The sequence below is a fragment of the Nocardia wallacei genome (assembly GCF_014466955.1).
Taxonomy (GTDB): domain Bacteria; phylum Actinomycetota; class Actinomycetes; order Mycobacteriales; family Mycobacteriaceae; genus Nocardia; species Nocardia wallacei.
The window spans coordinates 4,367,542-4,384,038 of sequence record NZ_AP023396.1 but is presented as its reverse complement, the minus strand read 5'-3'; the positions used below and the strand labels follow the sequence as shown (position 1 = coordinate 4,384,038).

General features: G+C 66.2%; 14 protein-coding genes. 8 read left to right on the top strand and 6 right to left on the bottom strand.

Annotation, left to right across the window (positions count from 1 at the left end):
* Positions 1-87: 87 nt before the first annotated feature.
* Both NWFMUON74_RS19275 and NWFMUON74_RS19270 read right to left on the bottom strand, forming a co-directional pair.
* The gene (locus NWFMUON74_RS19275; protein WP_232110444.1) at positions 88-1,263 is read right to left on the bottom strand and encodes a PucR family transcriptional regulator; all 1,176 of its coding nucleotides are present in this window, start codon (positions 1,261-1,263) and stop codon (positions 88-90) included.
* Between the two features lie 1,361 nt (positions 1,264-2,624).
* The gene (locus NWFMUON74_RS19270; RefSeq protein WP_187683260.1) at positions 2,625-3,284 is read right to left on the bottom strand and encodes a TetR/AcrR family transcriptional regulator; all 660 of its coding nucleotides are present in this window, start codon (positions 3,282-3,284) and stop codon (positions 2,625-2,627) included.
* 131 nt (positions 3,285-3,415) lie between these two features.
* Here NWFMUON74_RS19270 and NWFMUON74_RS19265 point away from each other — a divergent pair, with 131 nt between their 5' ends.
* From NWFMUON74_RS19265 to NWFMUON74_RS19230, 8 genes are read left to right on the top strand one after another with little or no spacing between them, the layout of a single operon-like run.
* The gene (locus NWFMUON74_RS19265; protein WP_187683259.1) at positions 3,416-4,552 is read left to right on the top strand and encodes a VOC family protein; all 1,137 of its coding nucleotides are present in this window, start codon (positions 3,416-3,418) and stop codon (positions 4,550-4,552) included.
* On the top strand, positions 4,549-5,487 hold the full coding sequence (locus tag NWFMUON74_RS19260; RefSeq protein WP_187683258.1) for a fumarylacetoacetate hydrolase family protein: 939 nt from the start codon (positions 4,549-4,551) through the stop codon (positions 5,485-5,487). The genes NWFMUON74_RS19265 and NWFMUON74_RS19260 overlap by 4 nt, the downstream gene beginning before the upstream one ends.
* Positions 5,484-7,397 carry an acyl-CoA synthetase gene (locus tag NWFMUON74_RS19255; protein WP_187683257.1) on the top strand — a complete coding sequence of 638 codons (1,914 nt, stop codon included), beginning with the start codon at positions 5,484-5,486 and terminating at the stop codon, positions 7,395-7,397. The genes NWFMUON74_RS19260 and NWFMUON74_RS19255 overlap by 4 nt, the downstream gene beginning before the upstream one ends.
* An 11-nt stretch (positions 7,398-7,408) precedes the next feature.
* Positions 7,409-7,750, top strand: coding sequence for a DoxX family protein (locus NWFMUON74_RS19250; RefSeq protein WP_232110443.1), 342 nt, complete (start codon positions 7,409-7,411; stop codon positions 7,748-7,750).
* On the top strand, positions 7,747-9,312 hold the full coding sequence (gene mhpA, locus NWFMUON74_RS19245) for a bifunctional 3-(3-hydroxy-phenyl)propionate/3-hydroxycinnamic acid hydroxylase MhpA (protein ID WP_187683255.1): 1,566 nt from the start codon (positions 7,747-7,749) through the stop codon (positions 9,310-9,312). The genes NWFMUON74_RS19250 and mhpA overlap by 4 nt, the downstream gene beginning before the upstream one ends.
* The gene (locus NWFMUON74_RS19240; RefSeq protein ID WP_187683254.1) at positions 9,305-10,489 is read left to right on the top strand and encodes a cytochrome P450; all 1,185 of its coding nucleotides are present in this window, start codon (positions 9,305-9,307) and stop codon (positions 10,487-10,489) included. Before mhpA ends, NWFMUON74_RS19240 begins: the two co-directional genes overlap by 8 nt.
* Positions 10,490-10,502: 13 nt before the next feature.
* Positions 10,503-10,700 carry a ferredoxin gene (locus NWFMUON74_RS19235; protein ID WP_187683253.1) on the top strand — a complete coding sequence of 66 codons (198 nt, stop codon included), beginning with the start codon at positions 10,503-10,505 and terminating at the stop codon, positions 10,698-10,700.
* A gap of 14 nt (positions 10,701-10,714) precedes the next feature.
* Entirely contained in the window at positions 10,715-11,842 is a 1,128-nt protein-coding gene (locus tag NWFMUON74_RS19230; protein ID WP_232110442.1) for an NAD(P)/FAD-dependent oxidoreductase, read from the top strand.
* Positions 11,843-11,931: 89 nt separating this feature from the next.
* Here NWFMUON74_RS19230 and NWFMUON74_RS19225 read toward each other — a convergent pair whose 3' ends face one another.
* From NWFMUON74_RS19225 to NWFMUON74_RS19210, 4 genes are all read right to left on the bottom strand, one after another.
* Positions 11,932-13,008 (bottom strand): MCE family protein, encoded by a 1,077-nt coding sequence (locus tag NWFMUON74_RS19225; RefSeq protein ID WP_187683252.1) that lies wholly within the window; start codon positions 13,006-13,008, stop codon positions 11,932-11,934.
* A 250-nt stretch (positions 13,009-13,258) separates the two neighbouring features.
* Positions 13,259-14,041, bottom strand: a complete 783-nt coding sequence (locus NWFMUON74_RS19220) for an HpcH/HpaI aldolase family protein (protein WP_187683251.1) — start codon at positions 14,039-14,041, stop codon at positions 13,259-13,261.
* 11 nt (positions 14,042-14,052) lie between these two features.
* Positions 14,053-15,231 carry a DUF3500 domain-containing protein gene (locus NWFMUON74_RS19215; RefSeq protein ID WP_187683250.1) on the bottom strand — a complete coding sequence of 393 codons (1,179 nt, stop codon included), beginning with the start codon at positions 15,229-15,231 and terminating at the stop codon, positions 14,053-14,055.
* Entirely contained in the window at positions 15,221-16,321 is a 1,101-nt protein-coding gene (locus NWFMUON74_RS19210) for a zinc-dependent alcohol dehydrogenase (protein WP_187683249.1), read from the bottom strand. The genes NWFMUON74_RS19215 and NWFMUON74_RS19210 overlap by 11 nt, the downstream gene beginning before the upstream one ends.
* Between the last annotated feature and the right edge of the window lie 176 nt (positions 16,322-16,497).

The following is a 16,497-nucleotide window of genomic DNA, read 5'->3' as shown; positions in this document are numbered from 1 at the left end:
GACCGCCAGCGCGTGCCCATCCTGCTCACCGGGACGCGATAAAGCGGCCAGCGTACCGCGCTGATCACTGCGGGAATGTCGGCTCGCTCAACATGTGTGCGATGGGTTGCCAATTGTGGAATCGGCGGGCCGTGAGCGTGGCCAGCGGTGCGCGCGAATCAACAATGCCGCTCTCAGGTGGCATAGGCCGGTGAGATCGGTAGGGTCGAATCCTGTGATCTGCCTGATTCGCTTCAGCCGGTAATCGACGGTATTCGTGTGCACATGGAGTCTTCTGGCCGAACGGTTGCGCTGCATATTGGTTTCCATATGCACTTGCAGCGTCCGCAGCAGTTCCGGATGGGCTTCGAGGGAATCGAGCACTGAACTCAGATAGTCGCGCGCGGGTCCGGGCCGGGTCAATTGATACTCGAATGCCAATTCGTGCGGACGGTATACTTTGCTTGCACCGCGCAGCCGATGGGCGATTTCGACGAGCTCATGAACTTGCTCGGCGACCTGCGGGATCTCCGATGGCGGTGAGGTCATCGCTACAGCTCTGACCGGTACCTGTGCCGCATCGGACAGTCGCGCGATCAATTGGTCGAGATCCGCGTCGGAGAAGTCTGGGCTGGGTAGCAGGAGTGTGCCGCCGTCGACACTCAACAGAGACAGGACCTTGCCATCGCACCGGTTGGCCAGCTCTGCCTGAACCCGCCGCAATTTTCGGCGGGCAACCACATTCGCGTCGAGCGCGGAATCGAGCTCTTCTGGATGCGGCGGAAGGTCCAGCGCGACGACATGATAGTGATCGGCCAGTTCGATACCGCATTCGCGGACCATCGTAGAGGTGCTCTGTCCGCCCAGCAGTGCCGAAGTCAAGGTATGAACCGCGGTGTGGTGCTCGCTGACCACCGAACGCAGTTCGCGGACATAAGCGACAGACACAGCCGAGGTGATCATGTCCAGAGCGTCCATCAAACGTCGCGCGACCCCTGCCATGGTCGCATGATCATGAGTGGTGCCATTCGCCAGAATGAGGTCGAATCCGAGCTTGAAACCTTCGTGTATAGCATGCTGGATGGTATCGATCGGGATTCCTTCCCGCGCCCACCCCTCCGCTGCGGCCTGCACCCGCTCGGTGCGGCCTGGAAGATCACGGCCGTCGAGCATACTCCTGGTTAGCTCCAAACATACCCTCGTAATGGTAGTAACATCGCCGTTCAGCGCTTCGCCAGGCAATGTCGCACACGGCACGACGTTCTCGATGAAATGTCCGACCATTTGTCGGGAAACGGTCCGTACATCCTTCAACGGACTTGACACCGGCCGACCCGAGGAGGTCAGAAACGGTTCGGAAGAGGTTACGACAGGCATGGTAATTCCTTTCCTACCCACAAGCCATTGGGCAGGGCCCCACGCTACCGCGAGACCGGGCGCTCACATCCGGCTCTGAGCTTGTGACAACAGAGCAGGGATGCCCGGCGATTTTGGAGAATCTAACAATCCTCGCCAGGGCCGGCGTGTGGCAATGGGCCGCTATTACCGTGTGCCTGCCGTGAAGGGAACCGTCATTCTAGGCTGGGTTCGTATTCCGCTCGGCTTCCAGCGGAATAGCAGCACATCGACCCCGGGCGGCGGTGACGAATCTCCACGCCACCGCCGCACAGGACTCACATCAGCCGGTTACAGACACAGGCTGAACTCTACCGGGCCGAGGGGGACCGGGACACAAAGCTCCACGGAGCCCGCGACCGGGTTGACGGCGTCCGCAATGGTTACGCCGTCGCTCTCCGCCGACGCCATGCCGCCCCCCAGGGAAACGACGGACAATGCGAGCCCGGCGACTACGAGCGGACGGATAATTTGGGATTTCATACACTGATCCTTGGTTGTTCCATCTGACACGCCCCGGTTTCGGGACTGATTGATCACAACACATCGATCCGGCGGGTACTCGCCACTCGTCCTGATTTGGCTCATCCAATGGGCGCCTGCGGAAACTATGATGGATGTCCACAATTGCTCGAGCCTGGAAATCGGCAATAATCGCACTGTGTATATCCATAATGTCAAGATCATTCGGCGGCCTCTTTATGTGCAGATAGCGGATACCTCGATCTCGACAGGATGATTAGGCTGCGCGCGCTTGCTTTCATAGCGGTGCGCACGAAGACAACATGCGCGGCGCCGATGAAAGAGACACATCCGACCGGCAGTGCGGCGCCACCACCGCGGAAACGCCGGGTGGCTAGAGCGTACTGCCGTGAAACCGATCGGCTGGACGCAGCACCCGCACGCAACGCGCTGGTGGTGATCGCTCGGAGCCGACCAACTGGACGTCGACCGCGTCGCGGGTGAATCCGTTGGCGCCATCACAGCCGAGGACGACGTGTGCACTCGCGTTCGCACCTTCGCGACGACCTTGCCGCGAGCCGAGACCACAGGGCACCCGCGCCGGGCAGCGTGTCGCTGGCGGCGCCTTTCTACGCTCCGGCATTCGCCGGGTACGCAAGACTCCGCCGTCGAGCACGCCGGCCGAGGGCTTGGAGTAGACGCCGCATTCCCGCCCCAATGCGAGGGACTGCTCGCTGATGCGGTGGCGTTTTCCGATTGCGGTCCGCTCACGCTCCTCGGGTTCGGGTCTAGGCAGCCGAGTTGCCGAGTGGTTGATCCAGTGCGGGTAAGGGGCGTCGGCAGATTTCACGAGCTTCCTCGGGCGGGAGGCCGAACATCCGCAGGAGGTCCTCGGCTACTTGATCGGCGGCCTCGGCGTCGTCGCGTTCGGGGTGGGTGTGAAGCAGCTGCCCGAGGCATATTGCGGCGCCGGCGACGACGGTCATGGCCAGCTCCGGGTCTCGAACGTCGAAGCGCCCGGCGCTGGCCGCGGCCTCGATGTCACGCCGGGCGCGGGGAGCGAGACCCTTGTTCGAGCTCGCGAGGTTGAGTCCGTCGTTGAGAAGGACCTTGCTGAGGGTGGGGAGCCGGCGGTGCAGGCGGCCGGTGAGGCGAAAGCTTTGCGCGAAGACCTGGGCTGGATCTTCCACGCCTTCGCACAACAGGTCCAGGAGTGCGCCGTGGTGATCGAGCGCCTCCTCGATGGCGGTTCGGAACAGTTCCTCGCGGCTGGAGAAATGGTTGTAGAACGATCCCATCCCGACGTCGGCGGCCTGGGTGATCTCGAGGATCGGCACGTTGAGCTTGCCCTCGGCCAGTAGGGATTGTGCCGCCGCGACCAGTGCGGCACGGGTGCGTGCCTTGCGGCGTTCGAGGCGGTTGGGCGCCGAGCCGTTGCCTGCGGTCATCGATTCACCTCTCTGGCGTACGTGCCCGCATCATAGCCTTTCCGCTCAATTTTGAAGAAATCGTCAGTTTCTCTTGACTGACGTCTCTCTCGTAAGTGACGATACCGTCAGTACATGGAAGGGGGTGGTCGATGAACGGCCATCACGATGCGCACACCGGGTTGCACAGCGAGCATGGCGCGCTGGCGGGAGAGCACCCCGGACGTGCGCGCAATCCCGTGATCAAGGTGCTCGACCTGGCCTGGCTGGAGTTCGAGAAGCCCGATCTGGATGCGGCGGAAACCTTCGCCCACGCTTTCGGCTTCGTGACCGCGATGCGGACGGCCGACGAGGTGCAACTCCGCGGAACCGACCCTGGCTCGCCCTGCGTCCTCATCCGCCGTGGCGGGCGTTCGCGTTTCGTCGGTCCGGCCTTCTATGCCGCTGATTCCACCGACCTGCTGCGTCTCGCGGAAGCGACCGATGCGCGAGCCGTGGCGGCGCTGCCGGAGTCGTTGGGCGGGTCGACCGTTGATCTCGTGGACCCGAGCCGCTTGCGTGTGCGGGTTGTCGCCGATACCCACGAACTGGAGGCGCTGCCCGCCCAGCGGCCGCGCCTGCTCAATGTCGGGCATGAGGTGCCGCGCGTCAACGACACCCAGCGGCCGCCTCGGGTGCCGGCGCGCGTGCGGCGGCTCGGTCACGTGGTGGTCCAGACGACGCGATATCGGGAGGCTCTCGATTGGTATCTGGAGAATCTGGGTCTGATCGTCAGCGACTTCCTCTATTACCCGGGTCAGCGTGACCGCGGTCCGGTCATGAGCTTCATCCGCTGCGACCGCGGTTCGGTACCCGCGGATCACCACACACTGGCGCTGACATTGGGACCGTCGAACCGCTACCTGCACTCGGCGTATCAGGTCGCCGACATCGATGCGCTCGCGGCCGGTGGTGAATACCTGCGTGAGCAGGGCTATCGCCGATCGTGGGGGATAGGGCGCCATATTCAGGGCAGTCAGATCTTCGATTACTGGCGCGATCCCGACGGCTTCCTGGTCGAGCACTTCAGCGACGGCGACATGTTCGACTGCACCCTCGAGCCGGGGTGGGCGCCGATGAGTGCTTCCGGCCTGGTGCAGTGGGGTCCGCCGGCGACCAAGGACTTCCTCGGCATCAAGCCCGGCGCCGAATCGCTGCGCGAGTTGCGCGCGATCGCCGGAGCGTTGCGCGGGGACAACGAATTCGATCTTCGCCGCCTGCGCGGCCTGTTGAAAGTAGCCGGTTCATGACCATATCCGTCCTCCGCACCGCCGATGCCTGGTGGGTGCGAACACCTGCGGGCGCGGCTCGCATCGACACGGTCGCGACGACCACCGGGGAGCTGTTGGCCGACCGTGCGGCGATCCGCACCGCAGCCTCCAGCGCGGAAGCCGTCCCGGTGGAGAGTCTTTCGCTGATCTCGCCGGTGACCGCGCCATGCCGCGTCGTGGCGCAGATGACGAATTTCGTCTCCCACGTGAAGGACTCGGGCATGGACCCCGAGACGGTACCGTTGACGTTCTTCCGCAAGGCTTCCGGATCGATCAGCGGACCCCACGACGACATCGTGCGGCCCGCACACGTGCGTCTGCTCGATTACGAAGTGGAGATCGGCCTCGTCTTCGGCCGCGACATGCCGGTGGGCGCGCAGGTCACGACGGAGAATGTGGCGGAGTTCGTCGCGGGTTTGGTTGTGACGAACGATGTTTCGGCGCGCGACGTGCAATTGCCGAAAACCCAGTTCTACGAGGGTAAATCGTACCCGACCTTCACTCCGGTCGGACCGGAGCTGGTGCTGCTGGACGCCGATGAGCTGAAGCGGTTCGAGGATCTGCGGCTGCGGCTGTGGGTCAACGGCCAGCTCCGGCAGGACATGACCGTCGCGGACATGATCTATCGGCCGTTGGAGACCCTGCGGGCGCTGACTCGTTTTCAGCGGATGGATGTCGGAGACCTGTTGCTGACCGGCACTCCCGTCGGTACCGCCATCAGCGCGCCACCGAAGGCGGCGGAAATCATCGGCTCGCTGCTACCGCCGAAGGTCAAGTGGAGGTTGTTCTTCCAGGGCCAGGCCAAGAATCCGAAGTATCTGAAGGAGGGCGACGTGGTCGAGGCGGCGATCGCAACCGACGACGGCGCCATCGACCTGGGCCGTCAGCACACGATCGTGAGGTACGCCCGATGACCGACCAATCGGTAATCGCGACCTCGGCCGAGGAACTGCTCTGGCCCCGCTATGCCGGGCCGGAAGACCTCACGGCCATCGAAGCCGTGCCGTTGGCGGCACGCGGGCTACCCGAAACCACCTACGACCTGCTGACCCGCGCGGCGACACGATGGCCCGAAAGGACCGCGGTGACCGTGCTGCCGGACGCGGAGCATTGGCGAGAGCCGTTGCGGCGCACCTACTCCGAACTGCTCGCTGACGTCCATCGGTATGCCAACCTGCTGCACGAGCTGGGAGTGCGCCGCACCGACGCGGTCGCGCTCATCGCGCCCAACTGTGCACAGTTGATCCCCGCCACCCTCGCCGCGCAGCTGGCGGGCATCGCCGCGCCGATCAACGGCGGCCTGTCACCCCACCACATCGCCGAGCTGCTGCGCCGTTCGGGAGCCCGGGTCCTGATCTGCGCCGGCCCGGAACTGGCACCCGATACCTGGTCCGCGGCAAGCGAGCTGGCTGCCCAGGGACTCGTGGATGCTTTGCTGGTCTTGCGTCCGACGGCCGCCCCCGATCCTGCTCCGCTCCTGCCCGCCATCGGGGATCTGCTGATCGGCTACCTCGATGTTCTTGCCGCCGCACATGATTCGACCGGGTTTCGCGGAGAGCCACCGGCGGCCGCGGACCTGGCGGCGTTGTTCCATACCGGCGGGACGACCGGTGTGCCGAAGCTGGCGGCGCACCGTCACTCCGGTGAGGTCGCCAACGCATGGATGATCGCCGCCAACTCCCTGCTCGACGAGGAATCGGCGATCTTCGCCGCGCTGCCGCTGTTCCACGTCAACGCGTTGGTCGTCACCCTGCTCGCGCCGCTGTTCCGCGGACAGCCGGTGGTGTGGGCCGGTCCGCTGGGTTACCGGGATATCGCGTTGTACGGGCAGTTCTGGAAGATAGTGGCGCACTACGGAATCGCCGCGATGAGCGCGGTGCCGACGGTGTACGCGGTGCTGTCGCAATGTCGCGTGGACGCCGATATCTCGAGCCTGCGCTACGCGATGGTCGGAGCTTCGCCATTGCCACCTGCGGTGCGGGAGAACTTCCAGCGCCATACCGGGGTGACCCTGGTCGAGGGCTACGGACTCACCGAAGCCACCTGCGCGACCGCGCGCAGCTTCCCCGACCTGCCGCGACCCGGCGCGGTCGGGCAGCGCATGCCCTATCAGCAGGTCGGGGTCGTCCGTACCGCCGAGGACGGGCCGTGGCAGCGGCTGCCGGTGGGGGAGACCGGTGTGCTGGTGATCAGCGGGCCCACGGTTTTCGCCGGGTATGTGACCGGCCATGACGAACGCGGCCATCATCTGGATGTACTGGGCACCGTGGTCGACGGCTGGCTCAGCACCGGAGATCTGGCTCACCTCGATGACGACGGATTCATTCATTTGCACGGTCGCGCAAAGGATCTCATCATCCGTGGCGGGCACAATATCGATCCGGCGATCATCGAGGACGCGTTGCTGAGCCACCCGCGGGTCAGCGCGGCCGCAGCGGTGGGCAGACCGGACGCGCACGCCGGTGAGGTTCCGGTCGCCTACGTCGTCACCTCCGGTACCGATGTCACCGAGGAGGAACTGGTGGCGTGGGCCGCCGAGCGCGTATGCGAACGCGCGGCCGCGCCCAGAACCGTCACGATCCTCGACGCGCTGCCCGTCACCGATGTCGGCAAACCCTACAAGCTCGGGCTGCGCGCGGACGCGACCCGCCGTGAGCTGCTCGATGCGCTCGCCACGATCTCCGGCATTGCCGGCATCAGCACCGTGGTCGACGACGGAACGATTCTCGCTACCGTCACGGTCGCTCCCGAGACCGACCGGACTACGGCCGAGGCGACACTCGGCCGGTACGCGATCGACTGGAAATTCGAGGTGCAGCAATGAGGATCGCGTCGATGGTGCTCGCGGGCCTGCTCGCGGTGGAATTCGCGTCCTTCGGAGCGGGCAAACTGCTGGCGGTCGCTTCGATGCGCAAGCGTGCCGAGCATCTCGGGTTTTCGACAGCCGCATATCGCGGGATCGGTGCGCTCGAGCTCGCCGCCGGCGGCGGCGTACTGCTGGGTCTCGCCTACCCGTCGATCGGCGTGGCCGCCGGGGGTGGGCTGGTGCTGTTGATGGCCGGTGCGATCGCCTCCCATCTCCGAAACAATGATGGCCCAACGGAAATCGCGCCGGCTGCGGTCTCCGCGGTGGTTGCGGTGACGTATGTCGTCACGCTGGCGGGTGCGTTCTCGTGAGCCCGCCGGCTGTTCCGGTCGCGATCGTCGGTGCGGGTCCGGCAGGGCTCACCGCGGCCACGCTGCTGGCGCAGTACGGCGTCGAATCGCTGGTCCTGGATCGGTGGGACGGCGTCTACCCGCAGCCGAGGGCGGTCCACCTCGACGGCGAGGTCCGGCGAATTGTCGAACGTCTCGGCATCGGTGCGGAATTCGACGCGATCTCGCGGCCCGCGTCAGGGCTGCGCCTGGTCGATCCGAATCGCCGGGTACTCGCGCAGTTCGATCGCGACCCGTCGGGAGGACGTAACGGGTTCCCCGAGGCGAATCTGTTCGATCAACCGGAGCTGGAAGCGCTCCTGCGCGCCAACCTGGACCGCTATCCGGCCGTCACGCTGCGCGGGAACGCCGAGGTCACTGCTGTGACCGAGGAACTCCACTGTGTCCGGGTGGAATTCACCGACCGAACCAGCGGTGCCGTGGCATCGGTTCGAGCGGACTATGTTCTGGGCTGCGACGGCGCGAACAGCCTGGTGCGCGCTGCCATCGGCGCGCGCATGCGGAATCTGCGATTCGAACAGCGCTGGCTCGTCGTCGACATCGCCACGACGGTCGAGCTGGGGCAATGGGACGGCGTGCACCAGGTCTGCGATCCGAGACGTGCGGCGACCTACATGCGCATCGGCCGGACCCGCTATCGGTGGGAATTTCGCTTGCGTCCCGGCGAAACGGTGGCGGATTACCGAGACCTCTCCGGGCTCTGGCCGTTGCTGTCGCCGTGGTTCGATGGAAAAGACTGCGAGAGTGTGGAATTGGTGCGGGTCGCGGAGTACACATTCCGTGCGCAGCTGGCCGATCGGTGGCGCCGCGGACGGGTGTTCCTGCTCGGCGATGCCGCTCACCTCACACCCCCGTTCATCGGGCAAGGCATGGGTGCGGGTATGCGAGACGCGGCGAATCTCAGCTGGAAACTCGCCGGGGTGCTGCACGGTGACCTGCCCGCGAATCTGCTCGATACCTATGAGGTCGAGCGAAAGCCCCACGCGCGCGCCATGATCCGGCTCGCCAAGCTCACCGGATTGACGATGACCGAGGGCGGTGAACTCGGCAACCGGCTGCGCCGCCTCATCGCGCCGAGGCTGCAGTCGATACCCGGCCTCACCCGAACAGCCGCCAGTGGCGAGTCCCCGCCGCTGCGTCGCTCAGCGCTCGTCGTGGCGCCGCCGCTACGCCGAGGTCTGTCCGGCCGGCTGGTCCCCAACGGCCTCCTACCGGACCGGCAGCGTATCGACGATGTCATCGCGGGCCGCTACGCCGTTGTCACCCTCGCGGATCCGTTGCCCGGGGACCGGACGATCGTGGAACAACGCGGTGGCGTCGTGCTGCGCCCGGCCCCGCACACAGAGCTGTACCGCTGGTTGCGGCGCGCGGGCCTGACCGCAGTCCTGGTTCGACCGGACGGCAGCGTGCAGAGCGGCGGAAGAAGTCCGTCGGCGCTGTGCACATCAATACCCAGGTTCACACCGAGTTCCGTTCCCGCTGCGGGCGGCCGCCCCCATCTCTCCAGGAGTTTCGATGCGTAACCACGCCGATGTACCCACCTACGAGCCGGATTTGTACTCGCCGCAGGCGATTCGTGACACCTATCCGCACTACGAACGGCTGCGGGAACTCGGCCCGGTGGTGTGGCTCGCCCGTCAGAAGGTCTACGCACTGCCGCGGTACGCCGAATGCAAGCAGGTCCTTCTCGATGACGCGACGTTCGTCTCCGGCGCCGGTGTCGGCCTGAACCCGATCACCAATCGGCTCTCGCGCGGAACCACGTTGAACAGCGACGGTGCCGACCACGCCCGTCGTCGAGGACTGCTGTCCCCGCACCTGACGCCGCGAGCGCTCCGCACCATGCGTGCTTCCGTCGACGAGCAGGCGGACGCGGTCGTCACCGCCGCCACCGCGAAAGGTCGCATCGACGGTGTCGAGCTGGCGACCGCGCTCCCGATGTCGATCGTGCCCGATCTGATCGGCTGGCCGCACAAAGGCCGCGAGAACCTTTTACGTTGGGCCGGAGCGACCTTCGACGCGCTCGGACCCATCAACCAGCAATCGGTGCGATCCGCGCCTTCGGGCATCGAGATGATGCGATTCGCTCGGCGGCTCGCCCGCGATCGCGCCATCTTGCCCGGCGGCGCTGGGCAAGACGTGTTGCGGGCCGGTGACGAGGGCACGATCCCGCGCTCCGAGTGTCCGGCCATGCTGATCGACTACTTGGCACCGTCATTGGACACCACGATCAGCGCGATCGCGAGTGCGTTGTCTCTGCTGGCCGCCCATCCCGAGCAATGGCGGCTGCTGAAATCGGACCCGTCGCTGATCCCCAACACGGTGAACGAAGTCGTCCGATACGAATCCCCGATCCGCGCGTTCTCGCGCAAAGCGGTCCGTGACGTCGAGATCGCCGGAACACCGATCGAAGCGGGGACACGGGTCGTGGTCATCTACGGTTCGGCCAATCGCGACCCACTCGAATGGGAATCCCCGGACACCTTCGACATTCGCCGCGACGCCGCCCGCCAACTCGGCTTCGGCCACGGCACCCACGGCTGCGCCGGCCAAGGGCTCGCCCGCTTGGAAACCCAAGCCATCCTGCGTGCGCTGATCGAACGCGTCGACCGCATCGAGGTGGCCGGAGAGCCCGAATGGGCGATGAACAACATCATCCACCGTTACGCGCGTTTGCCGCTGCAACTCTTTCCTGCCTGAAGGAGGCACTCCGATGAAAGTCATCATCGACCACGACCGCTGTGAGGGACACGGGCTGTGCGCCGAACAAGCCCCGGCGGTGTTCAGTCTCGACGACGACGCCGAACTGATTTATCACTTCGACGGTGGGGAAGTGCCCGACGACCAGGCCGACGCCGCTCGTGCGGCCATCGTTTCCTGCCCGGTCGCGGCCCTGCGGGCATCGTGGTGAGCGAGCGTCACGCCGTGGTCGTCGGTGCCTCCATCGCTGGAGTCACCGCGGTCCGCGAATTGCGGGCGCTCGGTCACCGCGGAGCGATCACCATGATCGGCGCGGACCCGCACGGCTCCTATGCGCGGCCGCCGCTGTCGAAGGCGGTGCTCAAGGATTCGGCCGCCGATGCCGCCTTGGGCTACCGGCTCGATGATCTCGACGTCAACAGCGTGCGTTCCGCAGCGGTCGCTGCTGATTTCGACCGGCGCACGGTCGTAACGGCTGACGGCGAGACCATTTCCTACGATGCGCTGATCATCGCGAGCGGTGCCGAAGCGCGCCGCATCGCCGCCCCCGGGCAACGCGGCGAACTCGTGCTGCGCACGCTCGACGACGCGCGCACACTTCGCCCACGCCTCGCCGCCGCCACCTCGGTGATCGTTGTCGGCGCGGGATTTCTCGGGATGGAGGTCGCCAGTGCCTGCGTCGCACGCGGCATTCCCGTGACCGTGATCGATGTCGATCCGCCCCTGCACACCATTCTCGGTTCGTACCTGAGCGGAGTGATCACTGCACGCGCCGAAGAAAAGGGCGTTCGAATAAGGCGGACAACAGAATTCGTCACCCTCGTCGGTGATCCCGTCAGCGGTGTCGCCCTTCCGGGAGGCGAGGTATTGACAGCAGATCTAGTGGTCACCTGCGCCGGAGATATACCGAACACCTCCTGGCTGGCAGGCACCGCTCTGGCCGATCGCATCGGCATCGGCATCGACGACGCGTGCATGACCACAGTCCCCGCCGTGTACGCCGCAGGGGACGTCGCGTACCTGCGCACCATGAACAAGAGGGCGCCGTTCTGGTCCAACGCCGTCGCTCAAGCCAAGGTCGCCGCGGCTTCGGCGCTGAGACTGCAACCGGTCGGACCCGCGAGCGACGACTATTTCTGGACCGAGATCCTCGGCATCTCCATCAAGGTGATCGGGCGGCTGCCAGTGACCGGAGCTCCCACCACAGTCGAGGGAAGCCTCGCCGACGGATCCGCTCTGCTCGCCTGGCGTCATGGTGCGGGTGAGGCAACTGTCGTCGCCTACGGAGTCCGCAAATCCATCGCGGGTCTGCGTTCACTCGCGAATTCACCGACCCGTTCATCGCGGGCCTAGGTCGAGCGACATTCACCGGTCCGGCTGAACCACATCGGTCTCGCCGACACCTCACGGCGGTGGTGACGCGTCGCGCCGGCCCGGATCGGTCATCCGGTCATTCCCATCAGCGCGGCGGTCAGTCCGAGGTCGGGTCCGAGGTCTTCGATCTTGCCGGTCCGGCAGCCGTCCGCGCGCATCTGGATGCGCTCGCAGAACACGCTGACGACTTCGCTCGCCGAGACCCCCAGCACGGCGTGTGTGCGCAGATGTCGGCGTTGCTTGTCCATGGCCCGGTCGATGTTGTGCAGCAGCAGCGGCGCGACGTCGACGACCTCGGTGACACCGGCGGCGTTGGCGCGCAGCTGATCGGTGACCGCGGTCAGCCCGGACAGGCTGGAGGCCAGCTGGTCCTGGTACTGGGTGAACGCGCCGCTGGTGTTGTTGAGGAAGTCGTTCATCTGGGTGAGCGTGGCCTGCAGGCCGGGGGACTGCTCGGCGAGCAGCGAGGTCATCTGAGTGACCTGGTTGCTGAAGTCGCGCACCGACTGATCGTTCTCCGCCAGCATGGTCGTCAGCTCGTTGAGCTTGACGATGATGCTCGCGACCGCGTCGGTGTTGTCGACGCCGACCTTCAACGCGCCGGACAGGGCGTTGAGGGTGTCGCGGATCTTCGAGCCCTGACCGTTGACCATGTCATAGAGCAGGGTGCCCGACAGCGGGCCCTCCGCCGCGCCCGGCGCGGGCTTGAGCGCGTCGGCGAACTGGTCGATGGTCTTGATCATCGTGTCCAGCTCGACCGGCGTGCGGGTCTGCTCGACCGTCAGGTGCGACTTGTCGGGCAGGGTCGGCCCGCCGGTGTAGCGCGGAGTGAGCTCGATGTGGCGGTCGGTGACGATGGACGGCGAAATCAGCGCGGCCGTCACGTCTTTCGGCAGTTTCACATCGCTGTTGACGACCATGTGGACCTCGACGAACTGCCCCTTGGGCACGATCTTGTCCACCTTGCCGACCTCGAGGCCGAGCACCGTGATCGGGTTGCCCTCGAACATGCCCGCGATATTGCGGAAATCCGCGGTGATGTGCGTGCTGTGGGCGATCGGGTTCGATGTCGACGCGCAGCTGACCGTGAGCAGTGCCGCGACACTGACGTATGCGATCAACCCGACGCGGAGAGCGGAAGTCATTCGCTGGTTCTCCAGGCAGGTGAGAGGCCGGATGCGACGACGGGACGAGCTCGAACTCGACTGACGACGCAGCACCGCAGGGCGAAGCATCCATAACGGACGAACGCTCCAAGATTTCGGATACACAGTAACCGAAATAATGTAGCTGGTCAACGGTTTATAGCAACACTGTTGCCGTTATCAGAAGATCGCACCGGATACGGCCGCTACCGCCGGTTACCACCGGGCAGATGTCGGCGGCAGCCATGCGTCAGCGGGCGCCGTGCACGTTGGCGAGGTGGTCGCGGACCGTTCGCTCCAGGTGCGTCAGGTCGTTGGCTACGCTGACGAAGGTGAAGCCCTGCTCCAGGCGTCGGCGCGCGGTGGGGCCATCCGGACAGTGGATGCCCGCGGGTTTGCCGGCCGCATTCGCGGCCTCGAGCACGGTGCGCAACGCCGCGTCGAATTCCGCGTCGACAGCGGGGTCGGTAGGGCTGGCGCCGCCGAGTGCGAGGCGCAGGTCCGACGGGCCGATGTAGAGGGCGTCGACCCCGGCGACCGCGGCGATCTCCGCGGCGTTGCGCAGCCCGGACGCGGTTTCGATCATCACCACGCACGCGATCTCGGCATTGGCCCGGGCCGGTGCGGGCCCGATGCGTAATCCGGCGCGCAGCGCTCCGTTGCTCCGGTGGCCGGTCGGCGGGAAATAGCAAGCGGCGACAGCCTGCTGGGCCTCGGCGGGAGTGCCGACCATCGGCACGATCACCCCGCGCGCACCGGCGTCGAGTGCTTGGCCGATCCAGAACTGGTCGTTGGCTTGCACCCGCACCATGGCGGCGACTCCGGCGGCGTCTATGGCGGTGATCCCGGCGAGCAGGCCTCGGTACTCCATCAGTCCGTGCTGGGCGTCGAGGCAGATGTAGTCGTAGCCGGTCGTGGCGATCCGCTCGGTCGCCACAGGGTTGTCGCAGACCACCCAGTAGCCGACGACCTGGTGGCCCGACCGTAGCCTGCCGGCGAACCCGCTGTCATCGTGCGGTGATTCGCTGATCATGTGCGCTCCTTCTAGTGGGGGTGGTGGCGTCGATGTTCGGCGAGGCTGTCGATGCCGAAGTCGGCGGACAGATCGCGCCAGACCGAGTGCGCGTGATTGGCCTTGCGCTGGGTGTTGTCGTATTCGATGAGCAGGTCGGGACCTTGGACCCGGTAGTAGTGGGGCTCTCCCGGCGCGGTACTGCCCGCCCAGCCGAAGTAGGTGTCGTCGAGCGCCGCGGCGTTCGTGTAGCGGTCGGCGAGTACCTCTGCCAGAGCGCTGGGCATCCGGCCGGTGTACAGCGCGATCAGATGGCGGAGGTCGTCGCGCTGGGCAGCGCCGAAGGCTCGTGCGGCGAGGCCCTTGGGCGGGACGGAGATCGCCAGCGCGGCGTGGTCGGACTCGGTGTAGCCACTGGCCGCTTCCGCGCGTCGGTCGATCTCGTCGACACGTTCGATCAACTCGGGATCGGCGAAACGGCCTCGCCACAGTTGCTGCATGTGCATCATGGCATCGCCGTGTAAGACGCGGGCTCTGTTGCCGGACACGATGTCCGAGACCGCCGACTGATGCAGCAGAGCTCGGGCGCGCTGTTCGGTATCGCAGGACCGGATCAGGCGAAACGCGGTGTCCTCGATTCCGCCCAGCGGCCGTAGCGATCCGCCCAGCAGTGCGACCCTGGCGGGGTCCGCGCCGAGGAAGCAGGGTGTCATCGACACGACCGCGCCGTCGATGATCAGATAGTTCAGGGAGATGTGATGGCCACCGAACCGCCACGCCCACACGTGTCCGCCCGGCGTCCCGAAGACCCTGAGCCAGTACAGTCCCGGATCGCGGCCTCGTTCGCGGGCCCAGCGGGCCTGCCAGCCCTCGACTCGGTCGAGGATGTTCTCCAGCCCGACAATCGTTGCGACAGTGTCGTAACCGGCCTCGGACAGGCCCGACGCCACCAGCTGCATCGCGAGGCCCTGTTGCCGCGGAGATTGCTCGCCCAGCGCCAGCCCGCCGTGATCGGTCGGTGTGTAGAACCACCGCAGCCGCTCGGCGTCGGCGTCGGGCGCCAGCGGCGAGCCGATCAGCGCGTCGAGGCGCTGCCGGGAAGTGAGCGCGTCCAGCCATGCCGTGGCCGCCCGCTGCATGGCGGCCGCGACCAGCTCGCGTGGGCCGGTTCCCGGCGCGGGACGGAAGGATGCGGGATGGTCACCGGCCATCGATCGGTTCCGTAGCGTCGGACACGTCGAGCATCACCTTGATGGCATCGTCTCGGCGCTCGGCATAGGTGTCGAACGCATCGCCGATGTCTTCGAGGGCGAAATGGTGTGTCACGAGGGCGTCGGTGTCCAGCCGGCCCTGCCCGGCGAGGGAGACGGCTCGCGCGACCGAGCCCTGCCCTTCCCCGCGCACCGTATGCAGTGAGATCCCGTTCATCACAGCGTGATTGAGGTCAGCGGTCACCGGCCGGTCGAAGAACCCGACCAGCACGACCTTGCCGGAGCGTTTGGTCATGTGGATCGCGTCGTCCACCGCGGCCGCGGCGCCCGAGCATTCGAGCACGATGTCGGCCCCCCGCCCGCCGGTCAGGTCACGGACCGCGGTGACGGGATCGTCGGTGCGCGAGTTCACGACCAGCCCCGCGCCGAATCGGCCGCCCAGCGCCAGTCGGCTGTCGCGGGTACCGACGAGGGCTACCGGGTCCGCACCGAGCTGTCGTGCGACCTGCACGGCCAGCAGACCGATCGGGCCGGGCCCGATCACGGCGACACTCGCTCCCACGACCAGGGAACCGAGCACGTCGAAGGCGTGCATGACCGAGCCGACGGTGGTGAGTACCACCGCGGCGTCGAAGGTGACCGAGCCGGGCAGCGCATGCAGCGTGGACACGTGATTGACCACGTAATCGGCGAATCCGCCGTGGACGGTCATGCCCTGGCACCGATGCCCCTTGTCGGGTCTGCCGTAGTTCAGGCAATCGGTGTAGAAGCCCGCCAGGCAGTTGACGCATCGCATACACCCGCGATGCGACTCACTCACCACCCGGTCGCCGACGGTGAACTCGTCGACGCTGTCGCCCACGGCCACCACGACGCCCGCGTACTCGTGTCCTGGGACGAAGGAACCCGGCGGCGGCGGGGAGCCGCCGAAGAAGCTCGAGCTCCGGATCTTCAGGTCAGTCCCGCACAACGACGCTCGCCGCACCCGGACCAGCACGTCCTCGTGCCCTGGCGTGGGTATCGGCAGCTGCGTCGTCGTGATCGTGCCCGGCTCGCCGAGGACGGCGGCCCGCATTGTCTCCGAGGGCATTCACGGCCTCCCTTGTGGATTCGGGCAGAAGCACTGAACTGCACGCCCGTAACGAATGATGTTGTTGCGCAACGATTTCAAATCATGCTGGTGCGCGGCGGGGGTGATGCGTTCGGGCCCGCCGTGGGTTGGCATCGCGTTACCTGCTGGTGGTGGCGAAGCAGCCACGTTCCTCG